Genomic DNA, 17,192 nt, shown 5'->3' on the forward strand with positions numbered 1-17,192 from the left:
ACTTTCGTCATTGTTAGGTACGAAGCAATCTACTATAGATTGTAACAAACGCATATGCTTCATGCCGCAATGACGAAATAGTTTGGCCTTAGCAAGAGACTTTACAACTAATTCCCATTATATTTCTTCCAGCGCTGATTTTATAGCAGCGTAAACGTAATCTAAATCGTCGTTGCTGATGATGTAGGGTGGCAAAATGTAAATGATATTGCCAAGAGGTCTTAAGATGATTCCCTTATCTAAAAAATACGCATAAAGCAGATTTCGTAGATTACTTAAATACGAGGTTTCGTTTCCTGTTTCCCATTCAATAGCAATGATAGTTCCCGTTTGGCGAACTGCTTTTACTTTGGCATGTGTTTTTATCTCGTCCAAAAAAACCGAATGTTTAGCTTCAATTCTTTTAATATTCTGCAGAGTCGTACTTTCTAAAAGGATATCCAAACTCGCCAAAGATGCTACACAAGCAATTGGATTGGCCGTAAATGAATGTCCATGATAAAGTGTTTTAAGCTTATCGTCGCTTAAAAAGGCATTGAAAATTTCATTGGTACAAGTGGTTACCCCTAAAGGCATGGTTCCACCGGTTAAACCTTTGCTCAAACAGAAAATATCTGGTTTGTTCGTTAACTTTTCGCAGGCAAAGTATGTTCCCGTCCGACCAAAACCTGTCATTACCTCATCGGCAATAGTCAAAATATTATTTTGTTTACACGTATCAATTAAATCATCAAGATGTTTAGCCTCATACATCTGCATTCCACCAGAACCTAAAATCAATGGTTCGAAGATGAAGCAGGCAACTTCGGATTTTAGATTTACGATTTTGGATTTTAGATCAGAAATATTATCATCATTTGGCAAATCGATAAATTCCACATCAAATAACAGGCTATTAAAAGCATCTGTAAAAATACTTCGCCCACTTACAGACATTGCACCAAAAGTATCGCCATGGTAAGCATTTTTAAAGGCCAAAATCTTAGTTTTTGGTTGCTGTTTATTATCCCAATACTGCAGACACATTTTTAAGGCAACTTCAACCGCGGTTGAACCATTATCGGTGTAAAATACTTTGTCCTGTTGCCCAGGAAGGATTGGCAACAATCTCTCAGCCAATAAAACTGCAGGTTCATGGGTAAATCCAGCAAAAATTACATGTTCCAAAACGGTTAATTGCTCAGCCACTTTTTTTGCAATATAGGGATGTGCGTGCCCATGAATATTTACCCACCAAGAAGAAACGGCATCAATATATTTTTTACCATGCTCATCAAAAACATAAACGCCCTCTCCCCTAACAATTGGGATATGTGGTAATGCGTTTTTCATCTGAGTATAAGGATGCCAGATTACGTTTTGATCTCTTTCTGTTAAATTGAGTTTAGCGTTTTGGGGATTTAAAGAATCGGACATGAATGTTATAATGATGGATCTGAAAATTGTTTTTTTAAAAGTTTGGCAACCGTTTTATCAGTTCGAAAAGTAATTTCTTCAACGGATAAATCTTCAATTTTTACCCATCTGAAAGCCTGAAGTAATTCTCCATCCCCATCAAAATCATATATTTTGGTTTTAAAGGCCAACTCGAGCGGTGCCTTCTCTTTTACCAAATAATATATGCTTATTACCTGACTATCATTGAACGAAGACTTTTCAAAAAAATCTGTGGTATAAAAATGAGAAACAACTTCGATTTCAGCATTGCATTCCTCAACAAATTCACGTTTAAGTCCGTCAATAAGTCCTTCTCCAAATTCTAATCCACCGCCTGGAAATTTGCTAAATCTTACACCGTATTCCTCTTCATCACTTACTAAAACTTCGTTGTGTTGATTAATAAGCAAACCATAAACGCGAACATTAAAGTAACTCATTCTCGAAATGTTTTTTGTTTTTAATTACAATTTCAGGTGTCCAGACAATTTCCTTTCTGAATGCTTCTGCTCTTACAGGACATTCGCTCATGTGGCAATAATGGCAACATTCTGGCAAACAAGGATCTGCATGGATAAAAAGTTCTGCCTTTCTAAAACCGCTTTTGTTAATCAGTTCATCAATCTGAGATATTTCTCTATGAACTTTATTTAAATCAAAATAATAAGGCAGTGTAACGTGGCAGTCTATGTGGAATTCTGGCCCATACTGTTGTGTACGAAGGTTATGAACATCAATCCAAGGGTTATGTCTGTTCTTTTGCAAAACATCAACCACCTCTTCAACCAAAGTAAAATCACTCTCGTCCATTAGTCCCCCAACAGAGCCACGGGTTAGTTTATAACCAGAGTAAACAATATAAAAACCAACCAAAACAGACAGCAGGCTATCCATCCAGATTATGCCGGTAAGCTGAATTAAAACTAAGCCGATAACAATTGCAATACTCGTATAAGTATCGGTGAGCAAATGCTCTCCATCTGCCTGTAAAGTAATGGAATGCTGGTCTTTTCCTACATTAATAAGATATAAGCCGACAATCATATTAATTAATCCGGTAATGCCGATAATCAGTGTACCTTCTAACAGATTGCCTACTTCGTGCGGATAAACCAAGTTGTAAGAAGATTTAAAGATGATAATCACCCCTGCAATTAAAATCAAAATCCCTTCAACAAAGGCAGAGAAGAATTCTACCTTACCATGCCCATAAGGATGATTTTCATCGCGGGGTTGCGTGCTTAAATAAATGCTGTAAAATGCAAAACTGCCCGCAATAACGTTTACAATACTTTCGGCAGCATCGGTTAAAATCGCGTTGGATTCAGTAATAAAATATGCTACAAATTTGGCTAGCATCAACACCACACTCACCACCAGCGAGATTACAATTGCTTTCTTTTTAACCGTCACAAGGATTTTTTTTTCAAAAATACGGTTATCAAATAAATTAAATAAGAAAAACTCAGTCTTTTTTAGTGCAGAATAATATTTGGTTTATATATTTGCGCACAAAGTAATTAACCATGAGCACCTTATCCAAAAGAATCAACAGTCTATCAGAATCTGCAACACTAAAAATGACCAAACTTGGCCGTGAATTATCTGCCAAAGGCGTTAATGTTATTAGTTTAAGTGTTGGCGAACCCGATTTTAATACGCCCGATCACGTAAAAAATGCCGCTAAAACAGCATTAGATGAAAATTACACCCGCTATTCGCCAGTTCCAGGATATCCCGATCTGCGCCAGGCAATTGCAAATAAGTTTAAGACGGAAAACAATTTAGATTACGATGCTTCACAAATCGTGGTGTCTACCGGTGCCAAACAATCGCTTTCAAACGTTATCTTAACTTTGATAGATCCTGATGATGAAGTAATTATCCCTACTCCTTATTGGGTTTCTTATTCGGAAATGGTTACGTTGGCAGAAGGTAAATCTGTTTTTATCGATACAGATTTGGAAAGTAATTTTAAAATTACAGCTGAGCAACTAGAGGCTGCCATTACGCCGAAAACGAAATTATTTATGTTTTCTTCGCCTTGCAATCCAACTGGTTCAGTATACAGTAAAGAGGAACTTGCCTCTTTAGCAAAGGTTTTTGAAAAACACCCTAATATTTTTATTTTATCGGATGAGATTTATGAGCACATCAACTTTGTTGATAAACATGAATCTATTGCTCAGTTCGATAGCATTAAAGACCGCGTAATTATTGTAAATGGCTTCTCTAAAGCATTTGCCATGACAGGCTGGCGCTTAGGCTACATCGCTGCAAACAAGGAGATCGCTGCTGCAAATGATAAGTTGCAAGGCCAAACAACTTCTGGAACATGTTCAATCGCTCAGAGAGCTGGCATTGTAGCTTACGAGCAAGGTTTGGAAAGCGTTTTGGAAATGAAAAAAGCCTTTTTACGCAGAAGGGAACTTGTTTATAATTTATTAAACGAAATTCCAGGCGTAAAAACAAATCTTCCAGATGGCGCTTTTTATTTCTTCCCGGAAATTAGCTCTTTCTTTGGTAAAAAAGATGCTGATGGAAATGTAATCAAAGATTCATCAGATTTATCACTTTACTTATTAAATGTTGGGCACGTGGCTACAGTTGGTGGCGATTCGTTTGGAAACAACAACTACATCCGTTTATCTTACGCCGCATCAGACGAGAGTTTGGTAGAAGCGCTTAAAAGAATAAAAGAGGCATTGGCAAAATTAAGTTAATCAGCCAAAAACTTTAAACCAAAAATCCCTCGTTAATTTATATTAGCGAGGGATTTTTTTTTGAAAACGAAAGCAAGAATTCCATTTGAGCATTTGCCCTTCTTTCCGTTGCAAGTCCTCAGCAATCGTTCCTCATGCCTCCGGGCTTTTCACTTCAATAAGGTTTATTAAATAAGAACAGTGCATAGAAACTAAAACTGCAAATATTTAGCTTCGTATAGCTTCAACCGGATCTAACCTAGAAGCAGAATACGCAGGCCAAAAACCAGAAATTGTTCCAATGATAACCGAGATTCCTATCCCTAAAATAATATTATTTAAGCCTAAAATTACTTCGAAGCCAGATACAGCCGTGATAACTTTGGCAAAGAGAAACACAAAAAACAGTCCGAGCAATCCGCCTAAAATACAAAGCGAGATCGATTCGAAAATAAACTGAAGTAAAATAAAGTAGTTTTTTGCACCCAATGATTTCTGAATACCTATAATATTTGTACGCTCTTTTACAGATACAAACATAATATTTGCAATGCTAAATCCACCCACAAGAATAGAGAAACCTCCTATTACCCAGCCTGCAATGTTTACCATATTAAACATGGTATCCAACTGGTTAGAAATCATTGTGGTTTTATTTAATGCAAAGTCATCTTCCTGTCCGGGTCTAATCCTATGAATAGAGCGCATTAATCCGGTTAGTTCACTTTCAACTTCTTCTAAAGAAACTTTTGTTGAACCTCTAACGGTAATTTGAGGGTTATATCTTTCGTTTTGAATGTCCAAAATCCCTTTGGCAAAATTAATTGGAATATTTACGCTTTTATCCAGTGATGTGCCAAGCATATCCTCACCTTCTTTTTTAAATACACCAACTACCGTAACTCTCCTACCCAAAATCTGCGCTTGTTTACCTATTGGGTCTTCGCTACCAAATAAACCTTCGGCAATATCGGCCCCCATTAAACAAACGGGAGATCCATTTTTGCTCTCATTATCGGTAAAATATCTTCCAGCCTGAAGCTCAAAACTCCAGGTTTTGTTAAAATCCTGCGATGCTCCTGTAACCGAAATCCCTTCAACAGAACTACTTCTATATTTAATGGTCCTGTTCCCTGTAGAAATTTCGAAAGTAATTCCGTCGGCATTTTCCATCCTATCGCGGAGCGAAGCAAAATCTCTTAACGATGGCTGAGGACGATTCATATATTTCCACCAAGGATAATCTCCGAAAATCCATGGCCATTTTTGAACGTAGATTGTATTAGAACCTAACTTATCTACACTGGACTGCAGTTTTGCCCTAAAACTATCTACAGCCGAAAACACTGCGATAATAGTAAAAATACCAATTGTAATCGCCAAGAGCGATAACATGGTACGCAATTTATTTTGACGCAAAGCATCAAACGCAAAACGGAAACTCTCGCCTATTAGCCTAAAGATTATCATAATTAGGGTTTAGACACAAAGGAGTTAAAAAGGTTACAGCTCATTTTCAAAACTAATTAATTTTAAACGACGGAAGCATAATTAGATTCAGTTTTTTAACGAAAAAACGATCAAAACATAATATAGTATAATTGCGTTTGATAAAATACGGAAAAGAAAAATTAAATTCGTATTTTTGCACCTCAAAAAATTCATCAGGAATGAAATTATCACAATTCAAATTCAACTTACCAGAATCTCTTATTGCCAATAATCCGGCCGAACAACGCGACGAAGCACGTTTGATGGTTTTGCATAAGGACAGCGGTAAAATTGAGCATAAAATATTTAAAGATGTTTTAGGTTATTTCGATGACCAAGACGTAATGATATTAAACAACACTAAGGTTTTTCCTGCCCGTTTATATGGAAACAAGGAAAAAACAGGTGCTACAATCGAAGTTTTCTTGTTACGTGAATTAAATAAAGAGCTTCGTTTATGGGATGTTCTGGTAGATCCAGCTCGTAAAATCCGCGTTGGCAATAAATTGTATTTTGGTGATGACGATTTATTAGTTGCTGAAGTTGTGGATAACACCACTTCTCGTGGCCGTACCATCCGTTTCTTGTTCGAAGGAACTGACGAGGAATTTAGAAGAAACGTAGAAATTTTAGGAGAAACACCTCTTCCTAAATACATTAAACGTAAAGCCACTGCCGAAGATAAAGAACGTTACCAAACTATTTTTGCCAAACATGAAGGTGCTGTTGCAGCTCCAACTGCTGGTTTACACTTCAGCCGTGAGTTGATGAAACGTTTGGAGCTTAAAGGAATCAATTTTGCCGAGGTTACTTTACACGTTGGTTTAGGAACTTTTAGAACTGTAGAAGTTGAAGATTTGACTAAACACAAAATGGATTCTGAGCAATTTATTATTGAGCAAAAAGATGCTAATATTGTAAATAGGGCTTTAGAAGAAAAAAGAAAAATTTGCGCAGTGGGTACCACATCTATGCGTGCCATAGAATCTGCAGTTTCTGCCAACAGAACTTTAAAATCGGCAAATGACTGGACAAGTAAATTTATTTTCCCTCCTTACGATTTCAGTATTGCCAACTCGATGATTACCAATTTCCACACACCTGAATCTACTTTATTGATGATGGTAAGTGCATTTGGCGGTTACGAAAACGTAATGAACGCTTATGAGGTTGCTGTAAAAGAAAAATATAAATTTTATAGCTATGGCGATGCCATGCTAATTATCTAGATTAGATTCAAGTATTAAGTATCAAGTATCTCGATTAAGCTCTACTACTTGCTACTTGATACTAAATACTTGGTTTTTTTGATAATGAAATACTACGCTATAATTGTAGCAGGCGGTTCTGGTAATCGGATGCAGACTGAAACCCCAAAACAATTTTTGTTGCTTAATAACCTTCCGGTTTTAATGCATACCGTAAAAGCTTTTGCATTAAGCGATTCCCAACCCAAAATTTTAATTGTCTTAAATCAAGAACAGCATAATTACTGGGCTAGGTTATGCGAGGAATTTAATTTCCGCATTCCACACCAAGTTATTGCAGGAGGCACAGAACGTTTTCATTCTGTTAAAAATGCAATTGACTCTATTGAGGAAGAAAGTTTTGTTGCTATACATGATGCTGTTCGTCCTTTAATTTCAAAAACCCTGATCGATAGCTGTTTTAACAAGGCTGTAGAATTAGGAAACGTAATTGCAGCTGTTCAATCTAGCGATAGCGTAAGGATGCTTAGGGCAGATAAAACCTCTGCCTTAAAACGCAATGAAATTTATCTTGTACAAACTCCACAAACTTTTAGTTTGCCTGTTCTAAAAGAGGCCTATAGACAGGAGTTTAATAACAGCTTTACTGATGATGCAAGTGTAGTAGAATCAATAGGTTATGAAATTAACATTATAGAAGGCGAACGCAACAATATTAAAATCACCTATCCGATAGATCTGGAGTTGGCAGAATTGCTTTTAAAAAAATAAAACAAATGTATCTAACATAAAAAAAGGGAATCCCATAACTGAGATTCCCTTTTTAAGTTTTATTAATTTCAAGCTGGGCTTATAAATCAATAATGCTCGCTTTTATATTCTTATGTTGCTCTGCCTATCACTTTAAGCAAGATTGCAATTACTGCGATCACCAATAAAACGTGAATTATTCCGCCCACATCGCCGAAGCCGTGAAACACAAATCCTATGACCCAAAGTATTACCAATACTACTGCGACCAAATACAATAAATTTCCCATAGTGTTAATTTTTTTAAGTAATTAAGTTTGATGTATTAACACGCAGGTTTAAACTTTGTTTAAAAAATGTAATAAAAGTTAATAATATTTTTTTTTGATAGAGCTAAAAGAGGTAAAAAAATATAATGAAAAGAGCAAAAAAAAGCCTTCCAATTTTCTGATTGGAAGGCTCTTATCTTTTTTAGATTTTAGTATTCATCCTCGTTAAAGAAGAAATCTTCCTTAGTTGGATAATCCGGCCAAATCTCCTCAATTGTCTCATAAGGCTCACCGTCATCTTCTAATGCCTGTAGGTTCTCAATAACTTCAACCGGGGCACCAGAACGGATACCGTAATCAATTAATTCATCTTTAGTTGCAGGCCATGGTGCGTCTTCCAAGTGCGATGCTAATTCTAATGTCCAATACATATCTTCAATTCAATTAAATTCTTGTTCTTAATAATGCGCAAAGTATATTAAAATTTTTGAGCAAAACAAACTTATTTTTCAACTATTAAATACGCGGTATCCAAATGTTTTCTTCCACGTTAAAATCATAGTTCAGTTTTCGTGCCAAAACGAATAAATAATCACTCAATCGATTCAAATAAATGGTTACACGTTCATCTACAAAGCTATTTCCAGCAAGTTCTACCGTTAAACGCTCTGCTCTTCTACAAACACAACGGGCTATATGGCAGTAAGAAACTACCGTATTTCCACCAGGCAAAACAAAATGTTTTAACTCAGGTAATGTTTCATTCATGGCATCCATTTCATTTTCTAATAATGTGATGTCTGTTTCATGAAGATCTGGAATTTTCATTTTGGATTTTTCAGGGTCAGTAGCCAAAGAAGCGCCAACTGTAAAAAGCCTATCCTGAATTTCTTTTAACAACAGCTGATGGTGGGTATCAATTGCTTGGCACATAATTAAACCAATATAAGAATTGAGTTCGTCTACGGTTCCATAAGCCTCTATGCGGAGATGATATTTTGATACACGGGTTCCACCAATTAATGATGTTTGCCCCTTGTCGCCCGTTTTAGTATAGATTTTCATTTAAAAAGTTTAAGGTGAAAAGTAAAAAGTTAAAACTTAAAGCTTCAGCATACAAATCTTTAAACTTTTCACTTTAAACTTTCAACGCTTTAATTAATTTTTTCCCAATCGCTTCCACTATCTTTTAGGGCCTGCAGGCGTGGAGAAACTGATTTTACCTCATCATTTTCGTAATCGTTTTCGATCAATCCATCACGCATTCGCACAATGCGATGTGCATGTTGAGCAATGTCCTCTTCGTGTGTTACCAAAATAATTGTATTCCCTTTACTGTGAATTTCTTCAAGTAAAGCCATAATTTCGATTGAGGTTTTTGTATCTAAATTCCCCGTTGGTTCATCGGCAAGGATAATTGAAGGATTATTAATGAGCGCCCTTGCAACCGCCACACGCTGGCGCTGTCCGCCCGAAAGCTCATTGGGTTTGTGATCCATACGATTACCCAATCCAACATTTTCTAATGCTTGCGATGCCCTGGCATCTCGATCTTTTTTACTTGCCCCAGCATAAATTAATGGAAGCGCAACATTATCTAAGGAAGTTGATCTTGGAAGTAAGTTAAATGTTTGGAATACAAATCCGATTTCCTTATTTCGAACTTCAGCAAGTGCATCATCGCTCATATGGCTTACATTGGTTCCGTTTAAGATGTATGTACCGCTGGATGGAGTATCCAGACAACCCAAAATATTCATCAGTGTTGATTTACCCGAACCGGAAGGACCCATTAAAGCCACAAATTCTCCTTTGTTAATATCCAACGAAACAGATTTTAAAGCGTGTATCACTTCTGTTCCAATTACATATTTACGACCAATTTCTTTTATAGTAATGAGCGGTTTCTCCATGTTTTTTCTTTTTTAGACAAGCTGAATGGTCGAGATGTTACAGGTAGGTTAAATTACTTTTCAATAATTTTGGGAACCATGAAAAATTGATCGGTGTGTTTGGCTGAATTTTTTATTCCATCTGCAGTTGATATTTCTTGTTTAACAACATCTTCTCTCCAAACATTAACAGATTCGTTCATGTAAACCAGGGGTTTAACATTCGAGGTATCAAGTTCGTTTAACTTTTCCATGAACGACAGAATTTTATTCATTTCAGGAATTAAAGTATCTACTTCTTTTTCATCGATATGAATTCTTGCCAAATCGGCTATTTTGTGAATTGTTTTTGCGTCTAAATTCATGTTAAATTAACTTACTATCAATCAGTTGGAAAACTTTTTCTTTTAACACGTCCGAATCCACATCTGCCAGTTCCGAAGTATCAATGGGTTTATGGACGTAAATATCGCAAATTCCCGGCTTACTTCCATACTTGGCACCGTCATCCCAGTTTATTTGCCAAACGTTTACAATACTTACCGGAACCAATGGAATGTTTTTATCGATTGCCAAGCGAAAAGGTCCATTTTTAAACTCTCCTAATTTGGGCGGATAATGATCATCTATTTTTCCTTCTGGAAAAATGATCAGACTCATCCCCTTTTCTAAATTTTCACCCGCTTTTTTAAAGGCACGAAATGCAGAAATTTTACTGTCCCGATTTACCGAAATATCGATGGTTTTAAAGAAGATGCCCAAAACTGGGTTATTCAGCAATTCATCTTTTCCCATAAAATGGAATTTCCCGTGGCACATGATGCAAAAAACCATTATATCCAGGTTAGAGGTATGGTTTGCGCAATAAATATACGTTTGATTATAATCTAATTTTTGCTCGTATTTATAATTGAAAACTACTCCAGAAAAAAGACTGCACAAAAAACTATTGGCTTTTCTGCAAAAATTAAGTAGAGTATAATACTTAGGATCTCGCGATGTGAGATAGTACATCGGATAAAAAAGAATGAAGAAAAAAAGTATCCAGAATAAAAACCATATTCGGTGTACTTGCCTTAGAAAGTGAATCATAGATGTATCAAAAATATAAATTAGTTTGATATTTAATAACCCGGATTAAATGAGGTGCATTTTTTACTTAGAAATCCTGCATTCGAAGTTTTTTTTTATTGATGAGACTAACGAAGTTCCCCGAAACACCGCCCTTCGAAACTTCGTAAGTCGATATGGAAATTAAACCCTCCAAGTTTTAAAGAGATTTATTTGACGAGACTGACGAAGTTCCTCCCGAAACACCGCCCTTCGAAACTTCGTAAGTCGATTTTGAGATCCCCAAGATATAAAAAGATTTATTTGATGAGACTGACGAAGTTCCCCCGAAACACCGCCCTTCGAAACTTCGTAAGTCGGTATGGAAATTGAACCCTCCAAGTTTAAAAAGATTTATTTGACGAGACTGACGAAGTTCCCCCCTAAACACCGCCCTTCGAAACTTCGTAAGTCGGTATGGAGATTGACTCCCCAAGTTTTAAAAGATTCATTTGACGAGACTGACGAAGTTCCCCGAAACACCGCCCTTCGAAACTTCGTAAGTCGATATGGAGAATCAACTTCGTAAATTCATAGAAACTGATAAAATTAAATCTATAATATACTTTGCTTGCTTTTTATTTTTAATTTCGTGCCATTATGAAAGAAACAGTGGTGAGTGGCATTAGGCCAACAGGAAAGCTACATTTGGGTAATTATTTTGGTGCGGTAACCAATTTTGTAAAGATGCAGTACGATTACAACTGCTATTTTTTTATTGCAGATTTACATTCTTTAACCACACATCCAACTCCCGGCGATTTACATGGTTACGTAAAACATGTTTTAGTGGAGTATTTGGCTTGTGGAATTAATCCAGAGGAAACAACAATTTATGTACAATCTGATGTTCCAGAGGTTTCGGAACTTTACTTATACTTAAATATGAATGCATATTTAGGCGAGTTGGAGCGCAGTGCATCATTTAAAGATAAAATCCGTTCTCACCCTGAGAATGTTAATGCTGGTTTATTAACGTATCCAACGCTAATGGCCGCAGATATTTTAATTCACAGAGCTACGAAAGTACCCGTAGGAAAAGATCAGGAGCAACATTTGGAAATGACCAGAACTTTTGGGAACCGTTTTAACAGATTATACAATGCAGATTATTTCCCTGAATCATTTGCGTTTAACTATTCTGAAAACTTGGTAAAAGTACCAGGCCTGGAAGGCAAAGGAAAAATGAGCAAATCAGATGGAGATGGAAACTGTATCTATTTGGCAGATAGCCCTGAAGTCATTCGCAAAAAAGTGGCTAGAGCGGTAAGTGACAGCGGACCAACGGAAGAAAATCAAACTAAACCTGAAGCCATTCAGAATTTATTTGATTTAATGAAAATTGTTTCTACAGCAGATACAATAGAACATTTTGATAACCTGTACAACAAAATGCAGATCCGTTACGGAGATTTGAAAAAGCAGTTGGCAGAAGATATGATTATTTTCAACACACCAATTCGCCAGCGTATTGAAGAGTTATCAAAAGATGAAACTTATTTGCGTCAAGTAGCAAAACACGGTGCATTAAAAGCACGTGAAAGTGCTCAAAAAACCATTAGAGAAGTACGTAACTTAATCGGATTTAAAAGTTTTTAATAATTTTAATAGATTTGAGAAGATAGAAGTTAGATATTAGACCTAAAGTTGAAACAAATTGCTAACCTTCAGTCAAAATTCTAACATATCATATCTCATATCTCATATCTAAAAATATGCACATAGCAATCGTAGGAAATATAGGCGCTGGCAAAACTACTTTAACAGGTTTGCTGGCAAAGAATTATGGATGGGAAGCTTTATACGAAGCTGTGGACAATAACCCTTATCTGGAAGATTTTTACAGCGACATGAAACGTTGGAGTTTTAACCTCCAGATTTATTTTTTAAACAGCCGTTTCCAACAAATTACAGAAATCGAAGTCAATAAAAGAAACGTTATTCAGGATAGAACCATTTATGAGGATGCGCATATTTTCGCTGAGAACCTGCACGATATGGCTTTGATGACGACTAGAGATCATGATAACTATCGGGCTATTTTCGACAATATCACTTCGTTTATAAAACCGCCAGATTTATTGGTTTATCTACGTGCATCAGTACCAACTTTGGTAAATAACATTCAACGCCGTGGACGCGAATATGAGGCCGGAATCCGTATCGATTACCTTTCTAAACTGAACGAAAAATACGAAGCTTGGATTAAAGGTTATAACCTGGGCAAATTATTAATTTTAGATAAGGATAAATTAGATTTCACCAACAATCCTGAAGATTTGGGTACTGTAATTCAAGCCATTGAAGCTGAAATTAACGGTTTGTTTTAAGCCCCCCATCCCCCTGAAGGGGGAGCTACACGCAAATTGGAAATGCAAAACTTTAAATTTATAGGCTAAATAATGGAAAAAGACTTTCAACAAGAAAATTCTGAAAACTGGAAGTGGGGTTTTTTCTATTATAATGTAAAAGACCCAAGAATTTTTGTGCCTAAACGCTTAAAATTATTTGGATGGACATTAAATTTTGCTAAACCAGTTTCCTACCTTATAGTTGGATTAATTTTGGCATTCATTGTTTATGCACGTTATCAAAAATAAATATGAGTGATAAAAATTCAAAGTCTCTTTTAGGAGATTTAGGTATTATTGGAATTATTCCAGCTCGTTATGCCTCTACCCGCTTTCCGGGCAAACCCTTAGTTGATATTGCTGGAAAAAGCATGATACAAAGGGTTTATGAGCAAGCCATGAAAGCAGAAAGTTTATCAAAAGTGGTTATTGCTACCGATGATGAAAGAATTGCAGAAGAAGTTAAAAGGTTTGGTGGAGAATATATTTTTACAGCATCCACACACCAAAGTGGTACGGATAGATGTGCCGAAGTTGCAGAGCAATTGCCTGAATATGATATCGTAATAAACATACAGGGCGATGAGCCTTTTATTGAGCCTGCACAGATTGATCTACTTGCAAGTTGCTTTACCGAAGAAAAAGTACAATTAGCTACCTTAATAAAATCAATAGAAAGCCAGGAAAGTGTATACAATCCAAATAGTCCGAAGGTGGTTATTGATGTAAACGGAAGAGCAATTTATTTTAGCCGAAGTCCGATTCCTTTTATCAGAAATGGAGAACCGGGCGTTTGGGCAGAAAAACACCAATTCTATAAACACGTTGGCATTTATGGCTACAGAAGCGAATCTTTAAAAGCCATTACCAAACTACCACCATCATCTTTAGAAATTGCGGAGAGTTTGGAACAGTTGCGCTGGATAGAAAATGGATTTTACATTCAAACCAAAGTAACCGATTTGGAAACTGTTGCCATTGATACGCCTGAAGATCTTAAAAAATTAAACAAGCTATTAAAAGCTTTGAAATTAGAGTAACTATAAGAGATAATTGCAGATTTACAAGTAATAATGTAAATCTGCTGTTATTTACTTCATAATATATTCCATCTGAATGTTGCATCGCGTGTATGGCGTTGGCTTACCTGCAACTTTTTGAAAACCCAACTTATTGTACAGATTAATTGCAGGCTTTAAAATGGTATTGCTTTCCAAATAAACTTTTGATGCACCTAAAGATTTGGCTCTTTCCAAAACTGCGCTTGCCAACATAAAACCAATATTTTTTCCCTGTGCTTTGGGCGAAACGGCCATCTTCGCCAATTCATAATCATATTCGTTATCGTCCATTTTAATCAGCGCACAAACACCCAATGGCTCTCCATTATACAATGCGATTAGGATATAACCGCCTTTATCCAAAATATAACCCTGCGGATTATCCAAAGCCTTGTAATCTGCATCTTCCATGGTAAAATAGGTAGATATCCATTCTTCATTTAGTGCCTTAAAAATCTCCTGATATTTTGGTTGATAATCAATGATCTCTACATTTATGCTGTCTCGGTCTTTTTTCTTTTCCATAACTCTTCTTAAAAGCGTTTTTTGCTCCAGCAAAAATTCCCATTCACCAATGGCTTCCCAAAGCTTATTGCGGGTTTGAGCAGATAATTCCTCAATTGCTGCATTTACATCTATAAGTTGATCCTGAATTTTGACCGCAACCTCCTGCCCTTTTTTAGATAAGCTTACAACATTTCTCCTGCCATCAGTTTTATCTTTTTTTTCTAAAACATATCCTCTTTGCAACATCTCGCTAATAATTTTACTAACAGATGGGTGGGAATGCCCAATCGCTTTTGCCAACTCGGTTATTGTTTTTCCCTCGCCTTTTGATAAAGAATAAAAAACGGGAAACCATTTGGGTTGCATATCTATATCGTAGAGTTTATAAATTTGAGATGCATCTTCAGTAACCTTATCCGTTAACATCCTTAACCTACTTCCTATAGCTACCTTACCGGTACTTTCAAAAAAATCCATAAAAAATTAATTACGTAATCAATTACGCAAATTTACAATCATCTATCAATTTATCAATACTCATTTTTTGGATTAATTTATTTTATATTTTAGGACAGCTTATTCCTTGGTATGAAAAAAGTATTCCTGATATTTATCTGTACTTACATTACAAATTTAGCTTATGCCCAAGAGCAAAGTGGATTAATTGTTAGAACCAACATTTTAAATTTAGTAGCCAAAAGACCGTCTATATCCGTTGAAAAAACATTCTCGAATATATATGGCCTGGAATTATCCTATTCATCAGGCGAATTTCGACATACGTTTTCGAGGGATTATTATGAATATGAAGGTTTCTTACTTAGAGCAAAAAAGTATTTGGTTCTAATTGAAAAGCGAGAAGCAAATGCCTTTTATGGCCTTTACGTAGGTTCTTTACAAAAAACGATTCAAAATCAAGGTCGAAGTGGGGAAGGTTTTTTTGATACCTCAACGGCTACTAGAGATTTTACAGCGAACTCGGTTCGTTTTGGTGGAAATTTTGGAGTGATGTTTATTCCTGCCAAACATTTAACGTTAGAAGCATTAACGGGTTTTGGATATGGAAAATACTTCAATATGAAAAGTAATCCAATTTACAGCGCACCTCCAAAAGGCTATGTAGATTTCCAATTGTGGCTTTCAGTTGGATATTATTTTTGATGAAAATATTATTAAAGCTAAATTAGAAATTTTAGAAATGACAAATTTCCCGCTCCAGAACTATATCATAAGTTTCATTCTATTCGTAATTTTAATCTCTTCGGTGAAGGCACAAGAGCAGAGTGGATTCTTGCTTAAAACCAACCTATTAAATTTGGTTGCTAAAAGACCAACAATCTCCATCGAAAAAACATTTGCCAAAAAATATGGCTTGGAGTTATCATACACTAGTGGAGAACTTAATATTGGCCACTACTATAAATACGACGGCTTTTTATTGAGGGCAAAAAAATACACTCGTGAAATAAAGACAAGGGATGCTATTCCTTTTTATGGTGCTTACATAGGCAATTTAAACAGAAAGATAGTTAGAGATGGCTATTATGAATCGTGGCTTTTTAACCAAAAAGAGAAGAATTTTGAAGCAAGCTCAGTAAGAGTAGGTGGAAATTTTGGCATTTTATTTATACCTGGAAAAAGATTTGCATTAGAAGGATCGACCGGAATTGGTTACGGAAAATACATAAGCACAACCAATTATACCCAATATGCTATCCCAAAAGGCTACTTCGATTTCCAATTATGGCTTTCAGTTGGATATTATTTTTGACGGAATTATTATTAAAGCTAAAATTAGTAGTTTTGAATATGAGAAATTTTTCGCTCCTGATTATTATTTGCCTATTTGCATTAACTGCTTGCAATTCCAACAACAAAAAAGATGCAGGCTCTATTGAGTTTAAAAATGTTAACCAAAGCATTACCAAATCTTTTTCGAGCTTAAAAACGCTTGATACGTTTAAGATAGAATTAACGGGCCGAACACCAGAGGATATGGTTTTGAATTTCACCATAAAAAATGTTGAAGGAAAAGAAATATACAGTACGAAAATAAAAGGCACTGAATTATTGGGAAGCACCGATCCAAACGTAGATTTAACCAAAGAAAAAGATCAGATTATCTTTTTGAAAACCATTGCCGATGATTTTTTTAGTGATGATAATTTTCTTGAACCTGCCGTAATGCCAGAAGATAAAGCAGATAATTATGTTCCCGATAAAGCGCTTTACGAGGAGCTTAAAAAATCGGGGTTAAATGGCTTCAAATATCGTTTGGGCAAGGAAAATAACCTTTATATTGCCTGGAGTGAAAAAGAGCATAAAGTTAAAATCTATTACAATTGCTGTTAATCACTGAACATAAATAGCTTAAACTCTGCCGAGATGGCTAACAGAAATTTATCTAGCATATA

Annotated in this window: 21 protein-coding genes; 10 read left to right on the forward strand and 11 right to left on the reverse strand. The window is 35.8% G+C overall.

Annotation, left to right across the window (positions count from 1 at the left end; genetic code table 11):
* Positions 1-117 precede the first annotated feature (117 nt).
* The 3 genes from bioA to DF947_RS03545 are packed head-to-tail and all read right to left on the reverse strand — an operon-like array spanning position 118 to position 2,850.
* Positions 118-1,416: an adenosylmethionine--8-amino-7-oxononanoate transaminase gene (gene bioA / locus DF947_RS03535; protein WP_109928278.1), complete on the reverse strand. Its 1,299-nt coding sequence runs from the start codon at positions 1,414-1,416 to the stop codon at positions 118-120.
* Positions 1,417-1,421: 5 nt separating this feature from the next.
* Positions 1,422-1,877: an NUDIX domain-containing protein gene (locus tag DF947_RS03540; RefSeq protein ID WP_109928279.1), complete on the reverse strand. Its 456-nt coding sequence runs from the start codon at positions 1,875-1,877 to the stop codon at positions 1,422-1,424.
* Positions 1,864-2,850: a cation diffusion facilitator family transporter gene (locus tag DF947_RS03545; protein WP_109928280.1), complete on the reverse strand. Its 987-nt coding sequence runs from the start codon at positions 2,848-2,850 to the stop codon at positions 1,864-1,866. Before DF947_RS03545 ends, DF947_RS03540 begins: the two co-directional genes overlap by 14 nt.
* A 113-nt stretch (positions 2,851-2,963) precedes the next feature.
* Between DF947_RS03545 and DF947_RS03550 the strand changes: the two genes are divergently transcribed.
* Positions 2,964-4,160: a pyridoxal phosphate-dependent aminotransferase gene (locus tag DF947_RS03550; RefSeq protein ID WP_205940728.1), complete on the forward strand. Its 1,197-nt coding sequence runs from the start codon at positions 2,964-2,966 to the stop codon at positions 4,158-4,160.
* A gap of 207 nt (positions 4,161-4,367) precedes the next feature.
* Here the strand turns inward: DF947_RS03550 and DF947_RS03555 are convergent, their stop codons facing one another.
* Entirely contained in the window at positions 4,368-5,609 is a 1,242-nt protein-coding gene (locus DF947_RS03555; protein ID WP_109928281.1) for an ABC transporter permease, read from the reverse strand.
* Positions 5,610-5,809: 200 nt separating this feature from the next.
* Here DF947_RS03555 and queA point away from each other — a divergent pair, with 200 nt between their 5' ends.
* Both queA and DF947_RS03565 read left to right on the forward strand, forming a co-directional pair.
* Positions 5,810-6,859, forward strand: coding sequence for a tRNA preQ1(34) S-adenosylmethionine ribosyltransferase-isomerase QueA (queA, locus tag DF947_RS03560; protein WP_109928282.1), 1,050 nt, complete (start codon positions 5,810-5,812; stop codon positions 6,857-6,859).
* Between the two features lie 84 nt (positions 6,860-6,943).
* A complete protein-coding gene (locus tag DF947_RS03565; protein ID WP_109928283.1) occupies positions 6,944-7,609 on the forward strand; it encodes a 2-C-methyl-D-erythritol 4-phosphate cytidylyltransferase in 666 nt (221 codons plus the stop codon).
* Between the two features lie 110 nt (positions 7,610-7,719).
* Here the strand turns inward: DF947_RS03565 and DF947_RS03570 are convergent, their stop codons facing one another.
* From DF947_RS03570 to DF947_RS03595, 6 genes are all read right to left on the reverse strand, one after another.
* On the reverse strand, positions 7,720-7,878 hold the full coding sequence (locus tag DF947_RS03570; RefSeq protein ID WP_109928284.1) for a lmo0937 family membrane protein: 159 nt from the start codon (positions 7,876-7,878) through the stop codon (positions 7,720-7,722).
* A 188-nt stretch (positions 7,879-8,066) separates the two neighbouring features.
* Positions 8,067-8,288, reverse strand: a complete 222-nt coding sequence (locus DF947_RS03575) for a DUF2795 domain-containing protein (RefSeq protein ID WP_010603503.1) — start codon at positions 8,286-8,288, stop codon at positions 8,067-8,069.
* Between the two features lie 85 nt (positions 8,289-8,373).
* Entirely contained in the window at positions 8,374-8,922 is a 549-nt protein-coding gene (locus DF947_RS03580) for a cob(I)yrinic acid a,c-diamide adenosyltransferase (RefSeq protein WP_109928285.1), read from the reverse strand.
* Positions 8,923-9,011: 89 nt separating this feature from the next.
* On the reverse strand, positions 9,012-9,770 hold the full coding sequence (locus tag DF947_RS03585; RefSeq protein WP_109928286.1) for an ABC transporter ATP-binding protein: 759 nt from the start codon (positions 9,768-9,770) through the stop codon (positions 9,012-9,014).
* A 53-nt stretch (positions 9,771-9,823) separates the two neighbouring features.
* Positions 9,824-10,114 carry an Asp-tRNA(Asn)/Glu-tRNA(Gln) amidotransferase subunit GatC gene (gene gatC / locus DF947_RS03590; RefSeq protein ID WP_109928287.1) on the reverse strand — a complete coding sequence of 97 codons (291 nt, stop codon included), beginning with the start codon at positions 10,112-10,114 and terminating at the stop codon, positions 9,824-9,826.
* A 1-nt stretch (position 10,115) separates the two neighbouring features.
* Positions 10,116-10,841 carry a lysophospholipid acyltransferase family protein gene (locus DF947_RS03595; RefSeq protein WP_109928288.1) on the reverse strand — a complete coding sequence of 242 codons (726 nt, stop codon included), beginning with the start codon at positions 10,839-10,841 and terminating at the stop codon, positions 10,116-10,118.
* 618 nt (positions 10,842-11,459) lie between these two features.
* On the opposite strand from DF947_RS03595, the gene trpS reads away from it, so the two are divergent.
* The 4 genes from trpS (at position 11,460) to kdsB (ending at position 14,250) form a co-directional block, all read left to right on the forward strand.
* A complete protein-coding gene (trpS, locus tag DF947_RS03600) occupies positions 11,460-12,458 on the forward strand; it encodes a tryptophan--tRNA ligase (RefSeq protein ID WP_109928289.1) in 999 nt (332 codons plus the stop codon).
* 116 nt (positions 12,459-12,574) lie between these two features.
* Complete coding sequence (locus DF947_RS03605) at positions 12,575-13,189, forward strand: deoxynucleoside kinase (protein WP_109928290.1); 615 nt, start codon at positions 12,575-12,577, stop codon at positions 13,187-13,189.
* Between the two features lie 72 nt (positions 13,190-13,261).
* On the forward strand, positions 13,262-13,459 hold the full coding sequence (locus DF947_RS03610; protein ID WP_109928291.1) for a DUF5808 domain-containing protein: 198 nt from the start codon (positions 13,262-13,264) through the stop codon (positions 13,457-13,459).
* Between the two features lie 2 nt (positions 13,460-13,461).
* A complete protein-coding gene (gene kdsB / locus DF947_RS03615) occupies positions 13,462-14,250 on the forward strand; it encodes a 3-deoxy-manno-octulosonate cytidylyltransferase (RefSeq protein ID WP_109928292.1) in 789 nt (262 codons plus the stop codon).
* Positions 14,251-14,301: 51 nt separating this feature from the next.
* Here kdsB and DF947_RS03620 read toward each other — a convergent pair whose 3' ends face one another.
* Entirely contained in the window at positions 14,302-15,255 is a 954-nt protein-coding gene (locus DF947_RS03620; RefSeq protein WP_109928293.1) for a bifunctional helix-turn-helix transcriptional regulator/GNAT family N-acetyltransferase, read from the reverse strand.
* Positions 15,256-15,366: 111 nt separating this feature from the next.
* On the opposite strand from DF947_RS03620, the gene DF947_RS03625 reads away from it, so the two are divergent.
* From DF947_RS03625 to DF947_RS03635, 3 genes are read left to right on the forward strand one after another with little or no spacing between them, the layout of a single operon-like run.
* Positions 15,367-15,939, forward strand: coding sequence for a DUF3575 domain-containing protein (locus tag DF947_RS03625; protein ID WP_109928294.1), 573 nt, complete (start codon positions 15,367-15,369; stop codon positions 15,937-15,939).
* Between the two features lie 37 nt (positions 15,940-15,976).
* Complete coding sequence (locus DF947_RS03630) at positions 15,977-16,549, forward strand: DUF3575 domain-containing protein (RefSeq protein WP_158526223.1); 573 nt, start codon at positions 15,977-15,979, stop codon at positions 16,547-16,549.
* Between the two features lie 38 nt (positions 16,550-16,587).
* A complete protein-coding gene (locus DF947_RS03635; protein ID WP_109928296.1) occupies positions 16,588-17,130 on the forward strand; it encodes a hypothetical protein in 543 nt (180 codons plus the stop codon).
* Positions 17,131-17,192 lie beyond the last annotated feature (62 nt).

The sequence above is a fragment of the Pedobacter paludis genome, assembly GCF_003173575.1.
In the GTDB taxonomy this organism is placed as follows: domain Bacteria; phylum Bacteroidota; class Bacteroidia; order Sphingobacteriales; family Sphingobacteriaceae; genus Pedobacter; species Pedobacter paludis.